This is a genomic window from Arthrobacter sp. FW306-1B-G06A (assembly GCF_058781765.1).
Genome location: NZ_JBYSXB010000036.1, coordinates 26024 through 50071, shown reverse-complemented (window position 1 = coordinate 50071; position 24048 = coordinate 26024). Strand labels below are relative to the sequence as shown.

At 64.7% G+C, this 24048-nt stretch carries 25 protein-coding genes; 3 read left to right on the top strand and 22 right to left on the bottom strand.

The window, feature by feature from the left end; genetic code table 11:
* Positions 1 to 545: 545 nt before the first annotated feature.
* The 20 genes from AC3WJM_RS17650 to dacB form a co-directional block, all read right to left on the bottom strand.
* On the bottom strand, positions 546 to 1994 hold the full coding sequence (locus tag AC3WJM_RS17650) for a DHA2 family efflux MFS transporter permease subunit (RefSeq protein ID WP_476910126.1): 1449 nt from the start codon (positions 1992 to 1994) through the stop codon (positions 546 to 548).
* A 138-nt stretch (positions 1995 to 2132) separates the two neighbouring features.
* Positions 2133 to 3035 carry a pantoate--beta-alanine ligase gene (panC, locus tag AC3WJM_RS17645; RefSeq protein WP_492272511.1) on the bottom strand — a complete coding sequence of 301 codons (903 nt, stop codon included), beginning with the start codon at positions 3033 to 3035 and terminating at the stop codon, positions 2133 to 2135.
* 2 nt (positions 3036 to 3037) lie between these two features.
* Positions 3038 to 3988 carry a Rossmann-like and DUF2520 domain-containing protein gene (locus tag AC3WJM_RS17640; protein ID WP_492272510.1) on the bottom strand — a complete coding sequence of 317 codons (951 nt, stop codon included), beginning with the start codon at positions 3986 to 3988 and terminating at the stop codon, positions 3038 to 3040.
* Positions 3981 to 5474, bottom strand: a complete 1494-nt coding sequence (locus AC3WJM_RS17635) for a PH domain-containing protein (protein WP_492272509.1) — start codon at positions 5472 to 5474, stop codon at positions 3981 to 3983. Before AC3WJM_RS17635 ends, AC3WJM_RS17640 begins: the two co-directional genes overlap by 8 nt.
* Entirely contained in the window at positions 5471 to 5983 is a 513-nt protein-coding gene (locus AC3WJM_RS17630) for a PH domain-containing protein (protein WP_284990226.1), read from the bottom strand. Before AC3WJM_RS17630 ends, AC3WJM_RS17635 begins: the two co-directional genes overlap by 4 nt.
* Positions 5964 to 6485 (bottom strand): DUF3180 domain-containing protein, encoded by a 522-nt coding sequence (locus AC3WJM_RS17625; RefSeq protein WP_059388929.1) that lies wholly within the window; start codon positions 6483 to 6485, stop codon positions 5964 to 5966. Before AC3WJM_RS17625 ends, AC3WJM_RS17630 begins: the two co-directional genes overlap by 20 nt.
* A 3-nt stretch (positions 6486 to 6488) precedes the next feature.
* On the bottom strand, positions 6489 to 7028 hold the full coding sequence (gene folK / locus AC3WJM_RS17620) for a 2-amino-4-hydroxy-6-hydroxymethyldihydropteridine diphosphokinase (RefSeq protein WP_492272508.1): 540 nt from the start codon (positions 7026 to 7028) through the stop codon (positions 6489 to 6491).
* The gene (gene folB, locus AC3WJM_RS17615) at positions 7025 to 7384 is read right to left on the bottom strand and encodes a dihydroneopterin aldolase (protein WP_059388928.1); all 360 of its coding nucleotides are present in this window, start codon (positions 7382 to 7384) and stop codon (positions 7025 to 7027) included. Before folB ends, folK begins: the two co-directional genes overlap by 4 nt.
* Positions 7385 to 7413: 29 nt before the next feature.
* On the bottom strand, positions 7414 to 8319 hold the full coding sequence (folP, locus tag AC3WJM_RS17610; protein WP_284990224.1) for a dihydropteroate synthase: 906 nt from the start codon (positions 8317 to 8319) through the stop codon (positions 7414 to 7416).
* Positions 8320 to 8327: 8 nt separating this feature from the next.
* On the bottom strand, positions 8328 to 8996 hold the full coding sequence (folE, locus tag AC3WJM_RS17605; protein WP_284990223.1) for a GTP cyclohydrolase I FolE: 669 nt from the start codon (positions 8994 to 8996) through the stop codon (positions 8328 to 8330).
* Positions 8997 to 9006: 10 nt separating this feature from the next.
* Entirely contained in the window at positions 9007 to 11076 is a 2070-nt protein-coding gene (ftsH, locus tag AC3WJM_RS17600; protein WP_284990222.1) for an ATP-dependent zinc metalloprotease FtsH, read from the bottom strand.
* A 238-nt stretch (positions 11077 to 11314) separates the two neighbouring features.
* Positions 11315 to 11845, bottom strand: coding sequence for a hypothetical protein (locus AC3WJM_RS17595; RefSeq protein ID WP_492259909.1), 531 nt, complete (start codon positions 11843 to 11845; stop codon positions 11315 to 11317).
* Positions 11845 to 12546 carry a hypothetical protein gene (locus AC3WJM_RS17590; protein ID WP_492272507.1) on the bottom strand — a complete coding sequence of 234 codons (702 nt, stop codon included), beginning with the start codon at positions 12544 to 12546 and terminating at the stop codon, positions 11845 to 11847. Before AC3WJM_RS17590 ends, AC3WJM_RS17595 begins: the two co-directional genes overlap by 1 nt.
* Positions 12543 to 13112, bottom strand: a complete 570-nt coding sequence (locus AC3WJM_RS17585) for a signal peptidase I (protein WP_492272506.1) — start codon at positions 13110 to 13112, stop codon at positions 12543 to 12545. The genes AC3WJM_RS17590 and AC3WJM_RS17585 overlap by 4 nt, the downstream gene beginning before the upstream one ends.
* Positions 13109 to 13684 (bottom strand): SipW-dependent-type signal peptide-containing protein, encoded by a 576-nt coding sequence (locus tag AC3WJM_RS17580; protein ID WP_492272505.1) that lies wholly within the window; start codon positions 13682 to 13684, stop codon positions 13109 to 13111. The genes AC3WJM_RS17585 and AC3WJM_RS17580 overlap by 4 nt, the downstream gene beginning before the upstream one ends.
* Positions 13685 to 13750: 66 nt before the next feature.
* Positions 13751 to 14335: a SipW-dependent-type signal peptide-containing protein gene (locus tag AC3WJM_RS17575; RefSeq protein WP_059388925.1), complete on the bottom strand. Its 585-nt coding sequence runs from the start codon at positions 14333 to 14335 to the stop codon at positions 13751 to 13753.
* Between the two features lie 187 nt (positions 14336 to 14522).
* A complete protein-coding gene (gene hpt, locus AC3WJM_RS17570; RefSeq protein ID WP_059388924.1) occupies positions 14523 to 15074 on the bottom strand; it encodes a hypoxanthine phosphoribosyltransferase in 552 nt (183 codons plus the stop codon).
* Positions 15075 to 15105: 31 nt separating this feature from the next.
* Positions 15106 to 16143, bottom strand: coding sequence for a tRNA lysidine(34) synthetase TilS (gene tilS / locus AC3WJM_RS17565; protein WP_492272504.1), 1038 nt, complete (start codon positions 16141 to 16143; stop codon positions 15106 to 15108).
* Between the two features lie 122 nt (positions 16144 to 16265).
* Entirely contained in the window at positions 16266 to 17369 is a 1104-nt protein-coding gene (locus AC3WJM_RS17560) for a zinc-dependent metalloprotease (protein WP_253257327.1), read from the bottom strand.
* Between the two features lie 77 nt (positions 17370 to 17446).
* Complete coding sequence (dacB, locus tag AC3WJM_RS17555; RefSeq protein WP_492272513.1) at positions 17447 to 18811, bottom strand: D-alanyl-D-alanine carboxypeptidase/D-alanyl-D-alanine endopeptidase; 1365 nt, start codon at positions 18809 to 18811, stop codon at positions 17447 to 17449.
* 313 nt (positions 18812 to 19124) lie between these two features.
* Between dacB and AC3WJM_RS17550 the strand changes: the two genes are divergently transcribed.
* The 3 genes from AC3WJM_RS17550 (at position 19125) to AC3WJM_RS17540 (ending at position 21444) form a co-directional block, all read left to right on the top strand.
* Positions 19125 to 19652: an inorganic diphosphatase gene (locus AC3WJM_RS17550; RefSeq protein ID WP_492272503.1), complete on the top strand. Its 528-nt coding sequence runs from the start codon at positions 19125 to 19127 to the stop codon at positions 19650 to 19652.
* Positions 19653 to 19694: 42 nt separating this feature from the next.
* Positions 19695 to 20294, top strand: coding sequence for a hypothetical protein (locus tag AC3WJM_RS17545; RefSeq protein ID WP_441432797.1), 600 nt, complete (start codon positions 19695 to 19697; stop codon positions 20292 to 20294).
* A 67-nt stretch (positions 20295 to 20361) separates the two neighbouring features.
* Complete coding sequence (locus AC3WJM_RS17540; RefSeq protein ID WP_284990217.1) at positions 20362 to 21444, top strand: FUSC family protein; 1083 nt, start codon at positions 20362 to 20364, stop codon at positions 21442 to 21444.
* A gap of 77 nt (positions 21445 to 21521) precedes the next feature.
* Here AC3WJM_RS17540 and AC3WJM_RS17535 read toward each other — a convergent pair whose 3' ends face one another.
* Together AC3WJM_RS17535 and serS are read right to left on the bottom strand one after the other, a co-directional pair.
* Positions 21522 to 22367 (bottom strand): HAD family hydrolase, encoded by an 846-nt coding sequence (locus AC3WJM_RS17535; RefSeq protein WP_059388920.1) that lies wholly within the window; start codon positions 22365 to 22367, stop codon positions 21522 to 21524.
* Between the two features lie 302 nt (positions 22368 to 22669).
* Positions 22670 to 23950, bottom strand: a complete 1281-nt coding sequence (serS, locus tag AC3WJM_RS17530) for a serine--tRNA ligase (RefSeq protein ID WP_492272502.1) — start codon at positions 23948 to 23950, stop codon at positions 22670 to 22672.
* Between the last annotated feature and the right edge of the window lie 98 nt (positions 23951 to 24048).

Below are 24048 nucleotides of genomic sequence, written 5' to 3'. Positions count from 1 at the left end.
AAATTTGAAACCAGCTGAAAACCAGACCCCACCCACAGGGGCGGACAAGGCCCGGCAAAATCAACCAATTCATAAAAACAAATCGGTATCAACAAACTTGGCACACTATTGAGTTCTCAAACAACAGACACACCCGGCACCACCCACACCCACCAAAGGGCCCAGACTCGCTCCGGAGCAACTTTCCAAACTTACCAGACCCGCCCTCTCCGCACAACTCCCGAATCCGGGAACCGCATCGGACAAAACACCATCCGTGACACCCGGAAACCACACCGGAACGCAAGAAAGCGAACCAAGAATTTGGTTTCCATTTGAAAGGGGGTCGGTCGCAATTTTTCCGCATCAGCGGCGGCGACTCGATCTACTTTACACACCCCCAAGACCCCACGCAAATCACCCCCACAGCACCATCCTGCGCTTCAAAACCCGCTACAACACGGCAATTCCGCGCCCAGTGCCACCTGAGTGAAAGCCTTTAGGGCCGCCAGCCAAAAACATGCCGTGCGTCACAGACAACGCGCCGCACCAGCAAACAAAGCGGACTAGTGCGCGGCTGCGCCCTCGGTTTTGCGCATCATGGTGGACAGCACTACGGCAACCACCGCAATCAAAGTGGCCGTCAGGAATGCGGCCTGCATCCCGGCAACAAAGCCGGACGCAGCCGAGACCACCGCGAAGATCGAAACCAGGAGCGCAGTCCCCGCGGCACCCGCCACCTGCTGCAGTGTGCTCATGATGGCCGAGCCGTGCGAATAGAGGTGCGGCGGAAGCGGGTTGAGGCCAGTGGTGAACGCCGGCGTGAACAGCAAAGCCAACCCCAGGCTAAGCACTGCGTAAAGGACCACGACCCACCACAGGGGGCTGCTCGCGTTGAGCATTGAGAACTGCCACAGCGTGAGCACCAGCAGGATGGAACCCGTGACAGTCAGTGGAAGCGGGCCTATCCTGTCGAACAACCTGCCGACCACCGGACCGAGCAGGCCCATCGCCAAGCCGCCCGGAAGGAGCGCAAGGCCGGTCTCCATTGGCTGCAGGTGGAGAACGTTTTGCAGGTAGAGCGGTAGCAGGATCACTCCGCCGAACAGGGCCATCATGGCAACCACCATGAGCAGGACCGAGACCGTGAACATGCGGAAGTTGAATGCCCTGAGGTCCAGCAGGGGCGCGTCGGACTTCTGCAATTTGAGCTGGCGGAAGACGAACGCCACCATGCACAGGACGCCGATCACGAGTGCAGCGATCGGAACGGCGGTTGCTCCGGAGTGGCCGCCGATCTGGCTCAGTCCATAGACCAGCCCGCCGAAGGCAGGAACGGTCAGGACCACCGAGACGAAGTCCAACCTGACGTTGCCGCGTTCACCGACGTTGGTCAGGAACTTGGCGCCAATGCCCATCGCCAACAAGGCCACCGGCAGTACGAAGACGAACATGAATCGCCACGAGAAGTGGTCGAGGATGATCCCGGAAACCGTGGGGCCCAAGGCCGGCGCAACCGAGATGGCAATGGTCACGTTGCCCATCACGGCACCGCGTCGGGACAGAGGCACCAAGGTCAAGATGGTCGTCATCAGCAGCGGCAGCATAATTGCCGTGCCTCCCGCTTGGACGATGCGCGCCAACAAGAGCACTCCAAAACCCGGGGCCAGCGCCGCGAGCAGGGTACCGCCGCTGAACAGTCCGATGGCCAGAAGGAACGCAGCTCGAGTGGTGAGCCTCTGGAGGATGAAGCCGGTGGTGGGGATGACCACGGCCATGGTCAGCATGAATCCAGTGGAGAGCCACTGGACAGTAGGCGCGTCGACATTGAGGTCCGTCATGAGCCGCTGCAAGGCGACGTTCATGATGGTCTCGTTGAGGATCACTACGAAGGTGGCCACAAGGAGCGTGACGATGACGGTGACAGACTCGCGCGACATCCTGTCGCTGGCTTGCTGTGTCCCTGTTTCCGGCATGGGGTTGCCGTGCGCGTCGGATGTGACGTCGGTAGACATGAGGATCCCTCAGCTTTGGGTGCGATGGTTTCCGGCGCTCGTCACCGGTGAAGATTGCAACAGTCTAAGCCTCAACGGCATTCCCGTCAGCAGCTTAATCCAAACGTTTGCGTACTGGCATCCGGAAGTTAAGAGAGTTCAGGAACTCAGCGGCACGTTGTCGATCAAGCGCACGGGCCCGACCTTCGCCGCAATGAGTGCAAGCCCTTCGCCCCGGAAGGGAGTTTCCCTGCAGTTTTCGGCGAGCGGTTCCAGCGTGCGGGGATCGACGACGTCGAAATAGTCCAGCTTCACGAGGGGCTGCGATTCAACGAGCGCGACGGCGGAGTCCAGCTCGAGCGGCTCGTTCGCCAGGGCGCGGGACTCGAGCAGGCGGAGGGCGCGGGACAGAACCAGCGCCGCTTCCCGCTCTTCATCGGAAAGGAAACGATTCCTGCTGGAAAGGGCCAGCCCGTCCGCGTCGCGCACAGTAGGTACGGCCACGATGTCCACCGGAAAGCTGAGATCTGCCACCATCCGCTTCACGAGCGCCAACTGCTGGGCATCCTTCTGGCCGAAGTACGCGCGGTACGCGGCAGCACCGCCGTCGGCTGCTGGACCGCCCGGCAGTCCGTAGTGCAACAGTTTGGCGACCACCGTTAGGGCGCCGTCGAAGTGGCCGGGGCGCGAGGCGCCCTCCCATTTCTCGCCCAACGGTCCCGAAGTCACCCGGACCAGCGGCTCCCCACCGGGGTAAACCTCTTCTACGGAAGGGGCGAAGACGAGATCCACGCCCTCGGCGTCCAGGAGGGCCATATCGGCATCAAGCGTGCGCGGGTAGCGTTCGAGGTCCGCGGCCTCGCCGAATTGCAGAGGGTTCACGAAGATGGAGGCCACCACTACGTCGTTCTGTTCGACGGCGGTGCGGGCCAGCGTCGCGTGACCCGTGTGCAGCGCTCCCATCGTCGGGACGAGGCCCTGCGAGCTCCCGCGCTTTTCCGCGAGCAACCGCGTGCTTTCTGCCCGCAATTCCGCTGCAGTGGTCACAAGTTTGATGGCCATTCTCAGTTTCCTTCCTGCGTCCCGGCAGCGTCGTTGCCTGGACGGTCTTCACCGTTGTCCGGCGTACCCGAGGTGTCCAAGGCGTTGTTGATGTCGCCAAGCTGGCCCTCTTTGAGCAGTCCGCGATTGACAGCCCGGCGGGCCGTGGCGCGGGCCATGGCCCGGTAGGCGGCGAGGACATCGCCGCCGGCACCGCCGTCGTACTCCTTGAGGGCCTCCGCGTGGGCGGCGACGGTCCCCACATCCCCGCGGGCCACGGGCCCGGTCAGTGCCGATTCGCCTGAGGCCAGGGCGTTCTCCAAGGTGGCGCGGAGCAAGGGGCCGAGCATGCGTTCCGGCGCGTCGACGCCGATATCCCGGAGCAATTGGGAGGACTGGGCCACAAGGGTGACCATATGGTTCGAGCTGTGCGCGAGGGCCGCGTGGTAAAGCGTGCGATCGGCCTCGGCAATGGCCACCGGTTCAGCGCCCATCTCCACCACGAGGGCTTGGGCGATGGGCAGCATCGCGGCGTCGGCAGTGACCCCGAACGTGCAGTCCATGAGCCGGGTGAGGTCCAGGCTCATGCCCGTGAACGTCATGGCCGGGTGGAGGGCGAGCGGAATGGCGCCTGCGGCGCGGACCGGTTTCAGTATTCCGACGCCGAAGCGGCCGGACGTGTGCGCCACGAGCTGTCCTGGCTGCCATGCGCCGAACTTGGCCAGTCCTGAGACGAGTTCGCCGAGCGCATCGTCCGGAACGGCAAGGAGCACCAACTCGGACCGCTCCACGATCTCCTGGATTTCGAGGATCGGGACCCCCGGCAGCAGCGACTCCGCCCGCTCCCGGCTCGCCTCCGACACTGCGGAAACCCCGACGACGGCGTGCTCGGCCCCGCGCAGGGCCGCACCCAGTACGGCACCCACCTTGCCGGCGCCAATGATTCCTACGCCGAGTCGTCCTGGCCTAGCCATGGTCGGGTTCCTCCTGGGTTGATGCACGCCGCATGGCAGGCGTGGCGGGCGGGGCCGGCATGGCGGCGGACGGAAGTTGTGCCAGCCATTGCTCGGAACTCTGCAGTTTGCGGGCTTTGCGGGCCCGGGCCGCCTGCTGGTCGAACAAGCCGACTGCTTCCTCGGTGGCTGCCTGGATGAGCCGGGGCGCTACCGGTCCCGGAGTCGTATGCAACACGAGGTCGGCGACGCCGAAGAGCCGGGCCAACGGACCTTGGTGGAGGGCGATCGACTGCGTTCGTTGATGCGGGACCATCACCAACTTCCGCCACAAGCGGCCGGAGCGCAGCAGCAGGGCCGTGTCCGTTGAAAGGAAGCCGTTGCGTCGCCAGCCCAACGGGGAAAGAATCCAGGCACGCTTGGGGGTAGTGACAAAGCCGGCGCCTGAATCCAGTCCGGTCAACCCGGCGGTGAACACCCGTTCAGGATCGGCGGTACCAGGATCGGGCAAGACGAGCGAGAGCATCATCATCACTTCAGGCTTCCGGCCGACCGGAAGCAACAGGGTCCGGTGCTCGCCTTCGCTGCGGTGGTGTTCACCGTAGCCGGCAACGTTCACATGGATCCTGTACCAGCCGAGAATCCGCCACAGCGGCGGCTGCGTGACCTTGAGGGCCTGGATGCGGCCGGGAGGCACGGTTTGGGCCCGGGTGTCCAGGAGCCCGTAGCGCAGGCGGATGCCGTCCGGGGAAACTGCCGCCGTAAAGTTGTAGCCCGTGTTGAACGATCGCCAGTAGGCGGTTCCCAAGCCGAGGATTGCCGGAATCAAGTAGAGGATGAAGGCCCGGGACTCGGTCAGCACTGACACCAACACGGACGCGATGGCGCTGAGCACAATGAAGAGGCTCTGCTCGCTCAGGATCAGCGAACCGACAAGCCGTCCAGGCGGCACGTAGAGCACCACCTGCTCGGGGGCCTCGGGCACGTCGACCGTTTCGCTCCCGTCAGCAATGCCGGCGGCCCGGCCCAGGATCGTGGCACGGAGCTGTTTGGCCTGGGCGAGCCTGAGGTAAGAGAGCCGCACGGCCGAATGGCCGGCGTCGGCCACCTCGAACTTCAGCTCCGCGAGCCCGAAAATACGGGCAAGCAGGGGCTGCACGATGTCGATGGCCTGGACCCGGTCAAGCCGCGCCTGGCGCTGCTGCTTGAACAGGAAGCCGGTGTTGACCCTTACGTAGCCTTCGGCAAGCTGGTACCTGGTGAAGTACCAGCTGAGGACGAAAGAACCCAAAGCCAGTAACAGCACGACGCCGCCCCCGGCCAGGAGCCAGAGCGTCCGTTCGTTGAAGTTGTCGCCTATGGTCCCGCGGCCTTGGAGGGCCCGTTCGAAGGTATCGCGGCCGAAGAAATAGACGATCGCCGCCAGTGCCACCCATCCCCGCACGAAGGGCGACGCCGGGTGGACGCGGTGCCAGTCGCCGTCGACGACGGTGTGTTCCTGGGTCACAGCCCGGCCAGCCTCGCTTCGCCGCGGGCCGAAAGCTGCTCGCGCAGCCGTGCGCCTTCCGCGGCGGGAAGTCCGGGAAGGTGGGCGTTGGTTCCGGCTGAAGCGGTGTGGAGTTTGAGGGTGCACAGCCCGAGGACCCGCTCGACAGGTCCAACCGCAACGTCGACGTATTGCATCCGGCCGTAGGGAACCACCATGGTCCGCTGGAAGAAGATGCCGCGGCGGATCAGCAGGTCGTCGTCACGTTCCGCATAGCCGATGGCCCTCACTTGCCTCGGAATCAACACAAGCCGCCACAGGCCAACCAGCAGAAAGGCCGCGGGAACGGAGACGGCGAGCCACAGCGGCGGCCACTTCCACCATCCCAGTTCCACGAAAAGCAAGGGCAAGCTGAACAGGCCGATCGTGATCACGTTGCCAATGGCCCACTCGACAACCCGCACGGTCACGTATTTCCGCGAAACGCGCAGCCACTGGATGCCAGGAGGATCAATCGCCGCGGTATGCATATTCGCCTTCGCCCTTGGCCTCGCCACGACGTGGATCCCTGACGCCGGGGCCGCCTTCCAGGTCTTCCGGAGGGATTCGGCAGAACCGCTCCACCACGAGGCCCACGATGGCCATGATGAGCCCGCCGCCGCCCATGATGAGCGCGAGCCACAAGATGCCTTGGTCGCTCCGGAAGCTCCAGAGCCGGAGTTGCTCAATCACGATTCCCACATGCCAGCCCAGCAGCACCGCGCCGGCATAGGCGCAGGCCTGGGCCAGGATCAGGGTTCGCGCCGCCAAGATGGGGTTGAGCATGGTCTTTTTCTTGCCGTTGCGCCACCGCAGGACGCGGATGCCCATGATCAAGGTCAGCACGGCGATGAAGCCCATGGTTATCAACGCGGAAGGAGGAAGAACCGGCGTCGCCATGCTGTAGCGCGTAGTGAGCACGGTGGTCAGCCAGCCGATGGCGGCAAGAACGACGGCGATGATCGCCAACAAGAGCGGTCGCATGGCCTTCATGGACTATTCCACCGCTCCCGCGGCAGCGACGCTGCCGGATCCATCGAAACCGTCGAAAGGCCGAAGCCCGGGAAAGTCCTCGGCTTTGGCGGCCAGCTCGGCGACGCTCTCACCGTTGAGCCGCGCAGCAGGGTCCAGGAGGGCCCACGGATAGAGCACGAAGGCGCGCTCCGCAGCCCGCGGATGCGGCAGGGTCAGTGTTTCGTCGTCGCTTCTGAACTCGCCATAGACGATGATGTCCACGTCCAATGTGCGGGGGCCCCAGCGGACCTCGCGGACCCGGTGGTGCATTTGTTCGACGTCGTGGCAGTGTTGTAACAGTTCCAGCGGCGTAAGCGTGGTCTCAATGGCGATCACCATGTTGAGGAAATCCGGTTGCCCCACAGGCCCGCCCACGGCTTTCGTCTGTACCACCGGGGAGACTCCGAGCAGGCGGATTTCCGGGCGGTCAACGATGTCGGCGACCGCGGTGGAGAGGGTGTCGTTCCGCTCACCCAGGTTGCTGCCCAAGGCCAGGATGGCTTTCGTGAAACGGGAGGTCATGCACGCTCCCTGTGGACACTGACGGTGACGTCACCGAAGGGTACCTCGATGGGGGCCTTGGGTTTGTGGACCGTGACATCGACGGCGGCAACGTTGAAGCCAGCCAGGATCCCCTCGGCGATCCGTACGGCGAGGGCCTCGATCAGGTTGAGGGGTTCGCCCGTAATGAGGGATGTGATGTACTCGGCCACTTCGCCGTAGTGCGCCGTGAACTGCAGGTCATCGGTTTCCGCTGCCTTGCTGAAATCGGTGTACAGCACCGCGTCGACGACGAACGGCTGTCCGTCCCGGCGCTCGAAGTCGAAGACGCCGTGATGCCCGACGGCGGTCACGCCGGTCAGTGTGATCCTGTCCAAACCGGTTCCTCCCCCTTTGTCCACGAAGCTTAGTGTCTGATGCGTGCGGCAACCTTGACGGCGTCAAGGCTGGGGCCGACGTCGTGGACGCGCACGGCCCAGGCGCCGTTCGCGGCACTGATAGCCGTGATGGCAGCGGTTGCATGATCGCGCTCCTCCGGTGCCGCCGCCTTGCCGGCCACCGTCAGGAGCGTCCCGAGGAAACGCTTGCGGGAAGCTCCAATCAGGACCTTGTGGCCAAGTTCATCCAGCTTGCCGATGTACTTGAGGAGTTGCCAGTTCTGGTCCTCGTCCTTGGAGAAGCCCAGGCCTGGATCCACAATGATTTGCTCCGGTGTGACGCCTGCCGCGTAGAGCTTGTCGCGGACGCCCTTGAGCTCTTCGATGACTTCCTCAACCACATTGCCGTAGTCGGCAAGGCTGTTCATGGTCTCGGCGTCGCCCCGGCGATGGGTCAGGACATAGGGCACTTTGGTGCGTGCAACGAGTTCGGCCATCTCAGGTTCGAGGCTCAGCCCTGAGACATCGTTGATGATCGCGGCTCCTGCCTCCACGGCCGCGGCGGCCGTCGACGCGTGCGTCGTGTCGATGCTGACGAGCGCTCCCGCCTTCACGAGTGCCTGAATCACCGGCAAGACCCGGCGCTGTTCTTCTTCCGGGGAGACGGGCTCGGCGCCCGGGCGGGTCGATTCGCCGCCGACGTCGATGATGTCCGCTCCCGCGTACAACATGCGCAATGCGTGGGCGATGGCGGTGTCCGCCGTGGGGTGCTTTCCGCCGTCGCTGAATGAATCCGGCGTGACGTTCAGAATTCCCATGACGAGCGTGCGGTCGGCCGGCAGGTCCGCGAAGCGGGCAGCTGGACGGGGTTTGCGGAGAATGGGCAGGGGGCTGGTAGCCGGGCCCGTTCCTGGTGCTGCTGCGAGGGAATCCATGGTCTTTGTTACCTTCCGAGTATGAGGCTCATGGCTTCGGCGCGGGTGGCCGGGTCATGAAGTTGCCCGCGCACTGCGCTGGTGACGGTCTTGGCGCCGGGCTTGCGGATGCCACGCATGGACATGCACATGTGTTCGCATTCGACGACGACGATCGCGCCCCTGGGCTTGAGGTGGGTCACGAGCGCTTCGACGATCTGGGTGGTCAGGCGTTCCTGCACTTGGGGGCGGCGGGCATAAATGTCGACGAGGCGGGCCAGCTTGCTCAGCCCCGTCACTTTGCCGTCGTGGGAAGGGATGTATCCAACGTGCGCGACGCCGTGGAACGGCACCAAATGGTGCTCGCACGTGGAATAGAACGGGATGTCCTTGACCAGCACGAGTTCCTCATGGTCGAGGTCGAACGTGGTGGACAGGACATGTTCGGGATCCTGGTGCAGGCCCGCGAACACCTCGGCGTAAGCCTTGGCTACGCGCTTCGGCGTATCCACCAGTCCGCCACGGTCCGGGTCCTCGCCCACCGCAATGAGGATCTCGCGGACGGCCGCCTCGATGCGGGGGCGGTCGACCTTATATGAGTGGTGGCCGTGGCCGTGGCCACCTGATTTTCCCCCGGAGGCGTCGCCAAAGTCGTCACTGGCGGCACCGCTGAAGTCGTCGTCGTCGATGTGAGTCACAGCAGAAAGCTTAGCCTTGATGCGAAACGTCGGTGCCCGCGTCAGGTCCTTGACCAGTGAATGACTCCTGGCTGCCGACTCCCTGCGGGTGCGGGGGCTGGGCGTCCAAAGGCTCTTCGAGACGAGCTGCCTTGGCTTGTTCCTGGGCTTCGCGCTCGGCCTTCTCCGCACGGGATTCCACCGGAGGGATGGTCTGGACCGGACGGGACTCCTTGGAGAGCCATACCTCGCGGAAATCACGCTTGCGGATGTCGCGGAAGATGTGGGCGATCTCGGCCTGGTTCAGCGTTTCGCGCTCAAGCAGCTCAAGGGCCAACTGGTCCAGGACGTCGCGGTTCTCGGTCAGGATGGCATAGGCCTCGTCGTGGGCCTGATCGATCAGGCGGCGCACTTCCTCGTCAACGATGTACGCCACCGAGTCCGAGTAGTTGCGTTCCTGTGCCATGTCCCGGCCGAGGAACGGCTCGCCGCCGCCGGCGCCAAGCTTCACGGCGCCGATGCGCTCGCTCATGCCGAACTGGGTGACCATCTTGCGCGCAGTTCCAGTGGCCTTTTCGATATCGTTCGAGGCGCCCGTGGAGGGGTCGTGGAAGACGATCTCCTCTGCAACGCGGCCACCCATGGCATAGGCCATCTGGTCGAGGAGTTCGTTGCGCGTGATCGAATATTTGTCGTCCTCGGGAACGACCATCGTGTAGCCGAGTGCGCGGCCTCGGGGCAGGATGGTGATCTTCGTGACAGGGGCTGAATTGCGCAATGCCGCTGCCACCAGGGCGTGGCCGCCTTCGTGGTAGGCGGTGATCTTCCGCTCCATTTCCTTCATGACGCGGCTGCGCTTCTGCGGGCCGGCCATGACGCGGTCGATTGCCTCGTCCAGGGCGCGGTCGTCAATCAGGTTGGCATTGGACCTGGCCGTCAGGAGTGCGGCCTCGTTGAGCACGTTGGCAAGGTCGGCACCCGTGTAGCCCGGGGTCTTCTTCGCGACGCCTTTGAGGTCGACGCCGTGGGCCATCGGCTTGCCCTTGGCGTGGACATTCAGGATCTGTTCACGACCAATCAGGTCCGGTGCCTCAACAGTGATCTGGCGATCGAAGCGGCCCGGACGGAGCAGGGCAGGGTCCAGGACGTCCGGACGGTTGGTTGCCGCGATCAGGATGACGTTGGTCTTGACGTCGAAGCCGTCCATTTCGACGAGGAGCTGGTTAAGGGTCTGCTCGCGCTCGTCGTTGCCGCCGCCGATACCGGCGCCACGGTGGCGTCCGACGGCGTCGATCTCGTCAACGAAAATGATGGCGGGCGCATTGGACTTGGCTTGCTCGAAAAGGTCGCGGACGCGCGAAGCACCGACGCCTACGAACATTTCGACGAAGTCCGAGCCCGAGATGGAGAAGAACGGGACGCCGGCCTCGCCTGCGACGGCGCGGGCCAGGAGGGTCTTGCCGGTGCCCGGAGGGCCGTACAACAGCACGCCCTTGGGGATCTTCGCGCCGACGGCCTGGAACTTCGCCGGTTCTGCGAGGAATTCCTTGATCTCCTGGAGCTCTTCGACGGCTTCGTCCGCACCGGCAACGTCAGAGAAGGTAACCTGCGGCATGTCCTTGTTGACCAGCTTGGCCTTCGACTTCCCGAACTGCATCACCTTGGAACCGCCGCCTTGCATGCGGGAGAGCAGGAACCAGAAAAGCACACCCAGCAGGAGGACGGGGATGAGGAGGGAGAACAGTCCGGAGAACCAGTTGTTCTCGACGGGCTGGTCCGTGAAGCCACCGGACGGCTGGGCGTTGGTGACGGCCTTGACGACATCCCCGGCTCGCGCGGTGACGTAGAAGAACTGGACGTTCTTGCCTTTGTCCTGGCCATCGATGACGAGGTTGTCTTTCAGCGTCAGGTCAACGCGGTTCTCGGCATCGTAGATTTTGGCCTGGTCCACCTTGCCGCTCTGCGAGAGGATTGCGAGGCCCTTGTCGGTGTCGATACGAGTGGATCCGCCGGGGGCAAGGGTTGCAAATGCCACCAGGAGCAAGCCGACTACGACAACAATCCAGATGCCCGGGCCCTTGAAGAAACTCTTAGCTTTCATCTGTTCGGGGGCTCCGCCCCGTCCCTCCTGGTAGTGCTGCACGGCGCAGCTTCTGCGCGCGTGTGGTGCTGCGTCAGTTTCTAGCTTTACACCGTTCGGAGTGATTCACGCACAGTGAGAGGCAAAAGTTCCCTCTAGGCGTACATGAACACGGAATTCCGGAAGTTCCCGGGGGAAATCCACCGTTCTTTCAGGATCCCCGCGCAGCGGGTCGAACGCAATCGTCGAACGGTTGCAACTACTGCACGGTACAGGCCGGGTTGGCGCCCGCCAGTCCCATGGATGCGTTTGCCGTGGCCAAGGAGGAGACCCACCCCGAGCCGTCCTTCGTCTGCAGATAGACACCGTAGGAGCCCCCCAGCAAACCGCCGAGCACGCCCGACTTGAATTGCGTCGTGTACACGCCTCCGACAGGGCCCGTCGTGGAGAGGTTGGTTCCCAGCACCACGCCTGTCAGATTCGGGAGAAGTCCCCCGTTGGCTACGTAGTAGTTCACGTTGGCGGGCGCCGCATACGCGGTTCCCGCCGGGAATCGCCAGTTGACGGTGATCACGGGGCTGGTCCCGGCGACCCCGGGGCTGAGCGTACACGGGCCGATCATGACCGGCGGGGGAATCGTGAGCGCGTTCAATGTACCGGAGCCAACTTCGGAGGCGGACCAGCTCGCGTCCGTGGTCCCCGTTCCGCCCGGGACCACAAACAGTGCGGCCGCGACCCCGGCCACCGTGAGCAGCGATCGCAGGCGATGCGACTTCGAAGGTGTTGCCATCAGTCCCCACCCGGATCACGGGCGGGCGCGATTCCGTCGGCAGCCGCACGGGCGCCGGCGAGCTTGGACGCGAGAGCCCCGGCCAGGACAGTCCCAAGGCCCAGAAGGGCAAAGATGCCCAGGCGGAAGCCGGTATCCGCGAGAGCGGTGCCGGGAAAGTCGTGCGGCCCGGCTGGCTCGCCGGCGGCGTCCACCCTGGCCGTAATTCTGGTTGAAAGCCCCTGCACGCTGTTACCCGCCGACGGCGAAAGCGTCACCTCAAGCAGCAGTTCGACGCCGGCCGGAATTCCGCCGTCGGGATTTGCAAGACTGGTCGCACCACCCAAGGAGGAAAGCGTCGTTGTCGGGATGACGGTGTTTTCACCGGACGGGCAGACCGCCGCCGCCCAGGCGGTGGTGCAGCTGCGGACACCTACCGTGACGACTCGTGCCGACTCATCCGATGCGGCAAGCTCCATAAGTGGGCCGTCCGCAAGCAGCCGCATCCTCAAATCGTGCAGGGTCACGGCCCTGGCGGTCACCCCGATACTCCATCGGCTGGTAGATCCGGGCGCAAGGACGGCAGGCGGATTGCTCCCCCCGTGTGTCAGGATCAGGTCCGGCCCGTCTGTCGCCGCCGACGCCGGAGCGGAGCAGAGCAGACCCAGCGATACCAAGGCGACCGTCGCCGCGTAACGCCTGAGGCTCCCGTGTCCGATCATCGCCTCGCCTTGATTCGGGCCCGCGGGGCCCTCTCGGGGCGGGGCCACAGCGCCCAGGTCACCAACGCGGACACGGCAACCGTAGTGCCGCCAAGCACCCAGGGGCTCGATGCTCCCGCAACAACGTAGGCAATACCCGGCACCGAATAGAGCACCGTGCGGACTTTGGAGACGGTGTACGGTGCGGGATCCTCCACGGGATTGGCGTCGCCTTTGAGCGTGAGGACGGCCGCGGCGCCGTCGACCATCCGGGAGGATGTGACACGGTGGGTGACGGGCAATTGTCCTGGCCGGTCCACGGTGACAACGTCCCCTGTCCGCACTTCCGACGCCGGGACCTCGCGGACTATGGCCAAGGATCCAGCAGAGATCCCGGGAGACATCGAGCCGGTCTTGAACATGATGAGCGTGATGTGGAAAAAGACGGCGGCCAACGTCAGGAGGATGCAGATGGCGCCGCCGATCGCCGCGAGGTTAAGCAACGTCTCGCGCACGACGTCGGCGAGGCGCCTGCGGTTGTCGGCCGTCCGTCGTCGGGACCCCACCGGCTCAAGCACCGTCCTCATGAGTCGGACGTTCCCTTGATTTCCCAGGTTGCCGTCACGCTGGCCCCCTGCAGGGAGTTGTCCGCGGAGGCAAGCATCGTGACCTCGAAGCACATCTGGGTGGGGCTCAGCGAGTTCGCAGCCACCGCTGTGGCGGCACCGGCCGTGGTGAGTGGCACCGTCGACGCCGAGGTCCCGACAAGGTAGCTCGCCCCGGCCGTGAACTGGCTCGAGTCGCACGATCCGGACGAGTACCTGACCACGCGATAGGCCAGGGCAGCGGCCAGGGCGGCGTTGTTGTTGCTGGCTCCTTGGAGCGTCAAGGTTCCGGAAAGCGACCCCGCAGTAGTCCGGATCCAGATGGGAGCGTAGTTGACGGTGCTTGGTGACATTCCTGCAGCACTGAATGCCATGGTGGCAGCGGATCCCGACGTGGGATGTGCCAGCCATGCACCTCCTGAGTTGACGGAGGATTCGATCTGGAACGAGCTGGCGGTGAATGTTCCTGCCGCGAACTCGGAATCGTTCCAGGCAGCGAGGGTCAGCCTGCATCCGGCACCGAGGACAAGGCCCCCGGCCAAGATGGCGCGCACACGGAGGAAGCGCTGGCGGCCCCGCTCAGGCCGACGAGTCGCCCTGCGTCCGGTCATCGCGGCTGGTCAGGAGGTGGATGCCGCAGCGAACTGCCACGTGGCCGTGCCGTTTTGCCCTTGGACCAAGCCGGCGGCCGCAGTCACTTTGAAGCAGAGGAAGACCGCGTCACCGGGATCGCTCGCGGGGCTGCCGGGGCTGAGGGTGAACGTGACTCCGCTCAGCGCTCCATTGAGAGCGGTACCCGCCTGCACCAATTCGGTTCCCGTGGTGCTGCTGGAGCATCCGAAGGACGTGGGCTGGACAAGTTCATAACTCAGGTTCGCGACCGACCCGGTGGCGGTGGCTGTATTCACCGTGACAGTGGAGCCTGTAGTGGTGTTGGCCGCCAGCCGCACCGCGAAGGGCGCGTAGACGGTGTCCCCCGGCGCCAGATTGGTCGGGTTGAGGGTGAATGGCAAGGTGGCGCCAGGGGAGGCAGCGTGGTCCGTGTACGACGCGCCGTCTGTGCTTCCTTGAAGATTGAAAGTGCCCGCCGTGAATGTTCCGGTGGCGAACTCGGAATCGTTCCACGCGGCCAACACAACCGCCGCGCCGACCCCCAGGACCAATCCGCCGGCCAAAAGCGCCCGCATCTTTCCGCGCTTTGACATTGAAACTGAACTTGTACTCAAAATGCCCCCCACAGGTCAAGTCAAACGACTAATGAGCTGAACGCTAACACGCAAATCGCCCATTATCGGCAGCCCTCCCCTAATGAGTTAAAAAGAGAAGTCGGCCTCCCAATGGGGCGGCCGACTTCTCTGGCTTTCATTTGCGTCTAGGACGCGAAATGAAAGGCTATTCGTAAACGTGCGGGGCGAGGGTTCCCACAAAGTCCAGGTTGCGGTATTTCTCGGCGTAATCGAGACCGTATCCGACGACGAATTCGTTGGGAATGTCATAGCCGACGTACTTGACGTCGATCTCGACCTTGGCGGCCGTGGGCTTGCGGAAAGCGGTGCAGATTTCCACCGAGGCGGTGCCTCGCGATTCGAGGTTGGTCTTGAGCCAGGAGAGGGTCAGGCCGGAATCGATAATGTCTTCGACAATCAGGACATCCTTGCCCATGAGGTCGGTATCAAGGTCCTTGAGGATGCGCACGACGCCGGAGGACTGGGTACCGGAGCCGTACGAGGACACCGCCATCCAGTCCATGCTGACATGGCTGTGCAGCGCACGCGCGAGGTCTGCCATGACCATGACGGCACCCTTGAGCACGCCGACGATCAGCAGCTCGCGGCCCTCGTAGTCCTTGTCAATCTGTGCAGCAAGTTCGGCGATCCGTTGCTGGATCTGCTCCTTGGTGTAGAGAACGTGTTTGAGGTCTGCCTGGACGTCGTTTGAATCCACCAATGGCTCCTGTGTTGATGCGTGGGTGCGGCTACTTTTGGGGCGATCTTTGATGCCGGAATACTAGCTTCCCACAGCCGCCGCCTTCGCGGGGAACGGCAGTTCCTCCGGCTGCGGCCTCCCGCTCCAATTCGCTCAGGGATACGCGGTACACGCTGACGCTACCGGGAAGCTGCACGGGGCCCGCGGATCCCTGGCGACGCAGCAAGCCTTCGGCGGCCTGAAGCCGCCCGTAGCCGGGCTGTTGGCCCCCGACGTCGGCCGCCGCCTTGGCGATCACGCGGAACCTCAGCGCGGGGGACAATTCCCTCAAGCGGTCTTCCGGGAGCCAGACCCCGTCGTCGCTCCGGTTCACGAGGCCCGCATAGCTCTCAGCGGCAAGGTGCTCCAGGAAGTCGGCATCCTGTTGCAGGATCGCTGCGGTGCGGGCGAGTGATTCGGCCACCCCGGGCCCCAGCTTGTCCTCAAGCAAGGGCATCACCTCAACCCTGGTCCGCGAGCGGGCGAAGGCGGGGTCAGCGTTACTGGGATCGTGCCAGGTTTCGAGTTCCTCGACCTCGCAGATTTCGAGCGTTTCGGCGCGGCGAAGCCCGAGGAAGGGACGAAGGAGCTTGCCGCGGGCGGGCCGCATCCCGGCGAGGGAACGCGTTCCCGAGCCCCGGGCCAGGCCCAGCAGCACCTGTTCGGCCTGGTCGTCCAGCGTGTGCCCGAGCAGGATTGCTCCGCAATCAAGTTCGGTGGCGGCCGCTTCGAGGGCCGCGTGCCGGGCGTCCCGGGCTGCCGCCTCGGGACCGAACCCGGTAGCTGCCACTTCCACGGTCCGCAGCTGGACGGGCGAGAGTCCCAGCCCTTCAAGGATCGCCACGGTCCGTGCCGCGACCTCAGCCGAGCCTTCCTGCAGTTGATGGTCAACCACGACGGCGGCTACGCTCACGGGGCGGCCGTGAACGTGGCCACGCCGGGCAAAATAGGCTGCCACTGAGGCAAGCGCCAAGGAATCCGGCCCCCCGCTGCAAGCCACCAGGATTCGCTCGGGGTAGCCCGCGGAGGCCAGCGCGTCCTGCAACATATTCCGTGCTTTGCCGACGACCGGCGCCAAACGCCCGGGACGCCGTCGTCCACTGCTTGGAGCGCTTTCAGTGCTTGGCGGGTTTCTACTGCTTCCGCCCTGGCCCGATGTGGTGCCTGCGGTCACAGCCCCATCCGCTCAAGCCACAGCTTGGAGTCGTGGATCTCGGTCTCCGTAGGCAGTTTGTCGGCCGATTCCCAGACCCGGTTGAGGCCCTCCATGCCCGCCACCGCAACCACTTCGCGGACAAACTTGGCTCCGTCGCTGTACTGGCGCATCTTGGCATCCAGGCCGAGGATGTTGCGGATGAACTTCTCGATCACGCCCCGGTCCTTGCCCCGTGCGTTGAAGCGCTGCCTGATGGTCTTCACTGAAGGGACAAGGGTGGAATCGACGGCGTCCATCACCACGTTGGCGTGGCCTTCAAGCAAGCTCATGACAGCTGTGAGATGCGAGAGCGAGGCCTTTTCCTCAGGGTTCTGGAGCAGGTCCAAGATGGCCCCGCGGCCGGGTGTGGCGCCGGTGGAGCGATCGCGCAGGGAGCGCGCGGCGGCAGTAGCGCGATCCATGATGGAGTCCACATTGCCGATGAGATTGGCGCTGAGGCGCTCGATTTCCTCGAGCATGTGGGTCCGGAGCCAGGGAGCCGCGGCGAACTGCACCCGGTGGGTCTGCTCGTGAAGGCAGACCCAGAGCCGGAAATCGTCTGGATCGACGTTGAGCTCGCGCTCCACGGAGATGATGTTCGGAGCCACCAGCAGGAGCCGGCCCGCAGGCGGTGCTTTCGAGTCCGGGGCGAGCGCGGCGAAGGGATCGTATTGGCCCAGGACTTTGCTCGACAAGAAGGCAAGCACAGCCCCGAGCTGGCTGCCGGTGATGGCGCCGCTCGCGGCCGCCGCTGCCGGTGTCATCGCCGGACCCCGCCGGGAATCCAGCATTTGTTTAAGGGCCGGCTGGAGCATCACCGCAAAACTCTGGGTATTGGCCTTCGCCCACGACGCCCGGTCAACCACGAGCACATGGGAATCGCGGAGATCGCGCGCGGCTTCCAAACCGGTGATGTCATGCACATGCGGTACCGAAATGTCCGCACTGAAGCGCAGGCTGTCCACGGCTTTGCCGATCTGGGCCGGACTCAGTACGGGACCGGGGGGAGCGAGCCGGGCGGCCGTGGAGGCGGCCAGCTCCCAGTTGATGAGGGACTGGGCTTGCTGCTGAGACTCCATACGAACCATCAGAACACAACAGTCTGAATCTGCACCCTTAAGTTCGCTCAGCGGCGAACGCCAGGCAGCGGCAAAGGTCAGCCGGCGCGGCAACCGCATGACGCGAGGGCCGTCGCGGACCTGTCCAGCGCCACTTTGTTCCCCGCCGCGCCCGGCGTCAGCCCGTTGCCGATAAAGGAAAAGACCAGGAGGCGGCCGTTCGCGTCCACCACATAGCCGCTCAGAGCGATCACCGAATTCAAGGTGCCGGTCTTGGCCCGCACCAATCCAGCCCCTTGGGAGGTGGTGGCGTCTGCGTAGCGGTCGCCGAGCGTCCCGGTCAGCCCGGCAACGGGGAACCCGGCGAGGGCGGCACGGAGGCGAGTGTCCGGTCCGGAGGTAATCGCCCGCACCACATCCGCGAACTGCCGCGCGGACACCTGGTTGCCCAAGGCAAGGCCGGACACGTCCGCCAAGTGCATGGAGTCCGTCGCGATCCCCAGTTCCGCCACCTGGGCGCTCACGGCCGCCGTCGCGCCGTCGTTGGATCGCGGCTTTCCAGCGGACAGCGCGGCCATCCGGCCGAATACCTCGGCGAGGTAGTTGTCCGAGGTTTCCAGCATCAAGTCCACCTGCTCGCGGACGGTCGCAGAAGCCACGCTGGCAAGGACGTCCTGCTTCCCTGCCGGAGCGGCGGCGCGTTCCACACCGGGGACCACCGTGAATCCGGCAGCGGCGCCCGCGGCTTGGAGTTTCCCGGCGAAAGCCTGGGCGGCGGTGAGCGCGGCGTCCTGCGGACGCGGACCGGTGGTTGCCCCCGGGCTTGTCCGGGCCGAGTTCAGGGCGAGCGGAAAGATCGGCGCGGTTTCACCGGCAGCGACGTCGTCGAGGCTCCACGCCGGATTCAAAGCCGGACCGGTGAACAGTCCATCGTCCAACTGGACTGTGACCGGACCCTTCACACCGCGATCCTGAAGCGCTTTCGCCGCATCCGCCGCGAGGGTCTCCAGGCCGGCATGGCCAAGCACTTCGCTTGGCTGGGACGGGCCGTCGCCGAGCAGGACGTCACCCCCGGCGCTCAAGATGATCGTCGACGGCGAAGGTCCCGTCAGGACCCGCGTGTTGAAGCGGGTCTCCGGGCCGATCGCCCGCAGCGCCGCGACCGCCGTCAGCAGCTTCATGTTGGACGCCGGCACCCGGTTCTTGGCGCCGTCGCGATCGTAAAGCGGAAGTCCGGTCAACGCATCCTCAACGACGCCGGTGAAGTCTCCCCCGCCGTCGGGCGTCAGGAGGGCGTTGAGCTGGCTGGTGACATCGGCCGGCAGCGGGACCGGGGCGGAAGCGTCCAAGGGCGCAACGATCTGGGTGCGGCTCAGTTGCTTGGGGACCTGTTGCCAGGCCGGCACCTGGGGCGCGGGCGCAGCGGCTACCCCGAAGAAGCCGGGTGCGACTCCGAGGCCCATCGGCACGGCCAAGGCCGCGATGACCGCGGCCAACAAAACCAGTGGCAGAAAGCCGGCGACACCCTTCGGTTCCGGCCTCGCGGGCGTCCCGGGTCTGGGCTTCCGGGGCCTGAGAACGGGATTTTCCTGCTGTTCCGGAGAGTGGTTGTCAGCCCCCGCCTCGTTAACGCCCTTCATGCAGCTTTAGTCCTCAAAGTCTTGAATGTCCCCACCGTTTCAAGAAACTTGGGCCTCTCGCTATATCCTCAATAGTAGTCGGCGGCGTCGGCTGCTCTGTTGCCGCGCCCATGCCAATACCGTCAAGGAGCATTCCATGAAGCACGACGTCACGATCGAGATCCCCAAGGGGTCGCGCGTCAAGTACGAAGTTGACCACGAGACCGGCCGCGTCCGCCTGGACCGCGTCCTGTTCACCTCCATGCAGTACCCCACGCACTACGGGTTCTTCGAGAACACCCTTGGCGAGGACGGCGACCCGCTGGACGCACTGGTCCTCCTGCAGGACTTCGACCTTTACCCCGGCGTCATCGTTGAATCCCGCCCCATCGGCGTTTTCAACATGACCGACGACGGCGGCGGAGACGCAAAGGTCCTCTGCGTTCCGGCCGACCCGCGCTTCGACCACATCCAGGAAATCTCCGATGTCAGCGAATTCCTGATCAAGGAAATCGAGCACTTCTTCACCCGTTACAAGGACCTTGAGCCGGGTAAGTGGGTCAAGGCTGAAGGCTGGGCCGACCGCGCCGCCGCCGTCGTTAATGGGTGGGGACCCGACACGGAACGGATCGGCCCACAATCGCCGGGCACCCGCCGTCGTAACGAGAAGTTGGCTCTGGATTAACCGCTTGAAAGTCAGCTACCTGCCGGTAATGTTTGATCCACAATGTTCACCCTGACCATCAACCAACGCGACAGCCGCGGCGACGGAGACCTCGTACCGCAGCTGCTCAAAGACCTGCGCCACGTCCCGGCGTGCTTGGACTTTGACCGCTCGGTGGAGGACGAAGTCCAGGGCATCGTGGAACTCCCCCATCAGGCCGTGGATTCAGCGCTCATCGCCTTGAGGAGCGGACAGTGGTACGTGGGAATCGGCGTGGGACCGGTCAACGAACCCCTGCCGCAGCAAATCAAAGACGCCTCCGGACACGGCCTGGTCTACGCACGCCGCGCCGTGGACCGCTTGCGGAACGGCAAAGAGCGGGTCCCTGTGGCAGTCGAGGGACCGATCGCTGCCCTCGCTGCCGAATCGGAGGCCGTGCTGCGGCTCCTGGGGCACATTGTGCAGCATCGGAGCGTTGCCGAGTGGCGCGTCCTGGACCTGCTGACGCCCGGCGTGCGTGGGCAGCAGAAGGCCGTGGCCCAGGAACTGGGGATCAGCACCCAAGCCGTGAGCAAGGCCCTGGCACGCGCCCAATGGGTGGAGGAGCACGCCGCCCGGCCGGCCGCGGCGCGCTTGCTGCAGTTGATCCTCGACGTTTACTGATTGCGTCAGCCCGCGTTCATCCATATTGTCCTCGACACGTCCGTTCTTCCCGGCCTACCTTGAGTCCATGATCTCCAAGCCAAAGCTTGGGCGGCTTCTTCCCGCTCTCAGGCAGGCCGTCACAGGCCACCGACTCCTGTTTGCCGCAAAGACGGCCGTCGCGGCGGGGGTGGCTTGGTACCTCGCGCCGCTCATGCCTGGGACAGCCGCCGCCTATCCCTATTACGCTCCCTTGGGCGTCCTGGTCAGCATGCACCCCACTGTTGCGGCTTCCGCCAAGCATGGGCTGCAAAGCCTGCTGGGACTCGGATTGGGCATTGCCATGGCCTTCGCCGTGACCACGGTCACCACCCCAAACGCGCTGGCGGTGGCCGTCGTCGTCGGCCTGGGCGTGGTTATCGGCGGCCTGCCAAGGCTTGGAAGCGCCTCCGAATGGGTTCCCATGGCGGCGCTGTTCGTGCTGGTCCTGGGTTATTCGAATGCGCAGGGATTCTCTTTCGCGTACGTCCTGCAAATGGCTATGGGCGTGGCCGTCGGATTCGCGGTGAACTGGCTGGTCTTCCCTCCCCTTCATCTTGAAGGCATCGATCCCGCCATCGACGGACACCAACGGGCATTGTCCAAGCAACTCAAGGACATGGCCAGCGCCATGACGGAATCCTGGCCACCGGACCATGAGGAATGGGCGAGCCGCAGCGGCGAGCTCGCACGTACCGCGACCGACGTGCGGGCAGCTGTCCAAGCGGCGAAGTTGAGCGCAAAAGCGAACCCGCGGTCCCGCCGTCGAGCCCGCCGGCTGCCCGCCGACCTGGCCGGTTTGCGAACGCTGGAACGGCTGACCTTTCACGTACAGGACATCACGGACGTCCTGGCAAGCGTCATCTGGGAAGAGGACGCGGGAACGGTCATTCCGGAGGGTGTCCCGCCAAACCTGGCTGAGGCGCTCGACGACGTAGCAACAGCGATCCGGCAATGGAGGCACGGAGATTCCGGAGACTTCCGGGATGCCCTGGACGAAGCCCGGGACAGTGTGGCAGCACTAAGTGACACCGTTACGGAAGCAGCCGCCGGCCAGGAGTCCGTGAACGCCACCGCATCGGTCGCCATGAGCCTCCGCCGGATCATCACTGTGGTCTCCGACGACGCCTGAGCTAGCGATGGGGTGAACTGGCGTAGCCCCGCAGCGCGGGGCCACTTCAGTTGCGCAGGTTCAGTTGAGCAGGGCTATTACAGCAGGCGACGCAGGATGAGGGCCGCACCGTCGTCGTACACCGAAGCGGTGACCTCGTCCGCGACGGCGATGACTTCCTCAGGCGCCTGGCCCATGGCGACACCGCGCCCGGCCCAGCTGAGCATTTCGATATCATTGCGGCCGTCCCCCACTGCCACCGTGTGGCGCGGGTGCGTGCCAAGCCGCCGGCGCAACTGCTCCAAAGCGCTGGCCTTGGTGACCCCGGCGGCGGCGATATCCAGCCAGGCCGTCCAGCCCACCGAATAGGTGACCCCGGACAGCCCGATCTTGCGAATGGCTGTGGAAAATTCTTCGGCCGTGTTTTCGCTGCTGAACACCACGACACGCACCGCAGTGGCATCGAGCATGGTCTGGAAATCGACGCCGATGGCCTCAACGCCGAAGCTGGCGTCCTGGAACCGCTCCGTGGAGAGGAAGTTCCCGTCCTCGTCCTCAAGCGCGTATTTGGCGGACGGAAGCTGCTCGCGAAGAGCCATCAACGCCGGGGCGGGATCGAACGTGGCCTTGTGAATGATCTCGTAGCCTGCGTCCAGCTGGGGGTCGAGCCGCAATGTGACACCACCGTTGCAGCACACGGCATATCCCCGTTCCAGCCCTATCTGCTCAATAATGGGCAACGTGGCGTTCAACGAACGGCCCGTGGCGATCAGGACGTCGTGGCCGTGGGCTACAACCGCCCTTGCGGCGTCGCGGACACCAGGTGACATGTGCCCATCGTGATCCACGAGGGTTCCGTCGACGTCCAACGCCACCATGAGTTTGTGATTCACATTCCGCTGGTCATCGATGCCAGCGACTGAGGTACCAGTCAAAATAGTCATGCCTCCAGTGAAGCAGACCCCACCCACGCCAGCTAGGACGCAGGCCACAGCAAGGGATTAACACGCGGTGAATACTCCCACGTTGTCCACAGTGTGAATATTAACTTGAGGCCTTGCCGCGAGGCCGTAGTCCGGCGCGCAGGAGCTTCTGCCGAAGACGGCCCGGCTGTACGACTCCCCCACTGATTCGGCCTTCGTGTGGGCCAAGCTCGCGATGCGGAGTGCTCTGTGTTTGGTGGCATCAGCCACGATCCCGTCCAGTGCCCCCGGTTGTGGAGGACCGCTCCACCCCGCCCACTGAGCTACAGAACGGGCAGGACCTCAAGGCCTCCGATGTACTTCTGGAGGGCCTTGGGGACGTTGACCGAGCCATCCGGGTTCTGGTGGTGCTCCAGGATGGCCACGATCCAGCGGGTCGTGGCCAGCGTGCCGTTCAGGGTGGCCACGGCGCGCGTGCCCTTCACTACGCCGTCCTCGTTGACCGCGCGCTCACGGATGTTCAGGCGGCGGGCCTGGAAGGTGGTGCAGTTGGACGTCGACGTGAGCTCGCGGTACGCGTTCTGCGTGGGAACCCAGGCTTCGCAGTCGAACTTCCGGGCCGCGGACATGCCGAGATCGCCCGCCGCGGTGTCGATCACGCGGTACGGGAGCTCAACCTTGGCCAGCATTTCCTCTTCCCAAGCCAGGAGCCGCTCGTGCTCGGCGGCGGCCTCTTCAACCGTGGTGTAGATGAACATCTCCACTTTGTTGAACTGGTGGACGCGGATGATGCCGCGGGTGTCCTTGCCGTGCGAACCCGCTTCGCGGCGGTAGCAGGAACTCTGCCCCGCGTAGCGGATAGGCCCGGCCGACAGGTCCAGGATCTCGTCCGCGTGGTAACCCGCGAGGGCCACTTCCGAGGTTCCCACGAGGTAAAGGTCGTCTTCGGCGAGACGGTAGATCTCGGCGTCGTGCTTTACATCGAACCCGGTGCCCTGCATGGTCTCCGGACGCACCAAAGTGGGGGTGATCATCGGGACGAAGCCGGCCTCGATGGCTTGGTCCATGGCCATCTGCAGCAAGGCCATCTCCAAGCGGGCGCCGACGCCGCGGAGGAAGTAGAAGCGCGCGCCGGAGACCTTGGCGCCACGTTCCATGTCGATCGCGCCGATCAGTTCGCCGATTTCCAGGTGGTCCTTCGGCTCGAAGTCCGGAAATTCGCGCGGGGTGCCGACCGTCTTGACCACGACGAAGTCGTCCTCGCCGCCCTCAGGCACGCCGTCCGCAATCAAGTTGGGAATGACCCGCAGCAGCTCTTCCTGCTTGGCCTGGGCTGCGTCGGCTTCGGCGGAGGCAGCCTTGACCGAATTGGCCAGTTCCTTGACCTCGGCCAGCAGCGCCTGTTTTTCCTCGCCCTTGGCCTGTGCCACCTTCTTGCCGAAGGCGTTCTGCTCCGCACGGAGGTTTTCGTAGCGGATCAGGGCCGCGCGGCGGTCCGAATCGGCGGAAATGATCGCGTCCACCACGGACTCGTCGGCGCCGCGGGCGCGCTGGCTGGCACGGAACTTGTCCGGGTTTTCGCTGAGGTCTTTTACGTCGATCACCAGACAAGAGTATCGAATGAGCGCGCAGCTCCGCGGCCAATGCCCGACGGCGGCCGGCACCCCCTTCCGCCGTGCACCGCCGCGCCTGCAGCGGGATA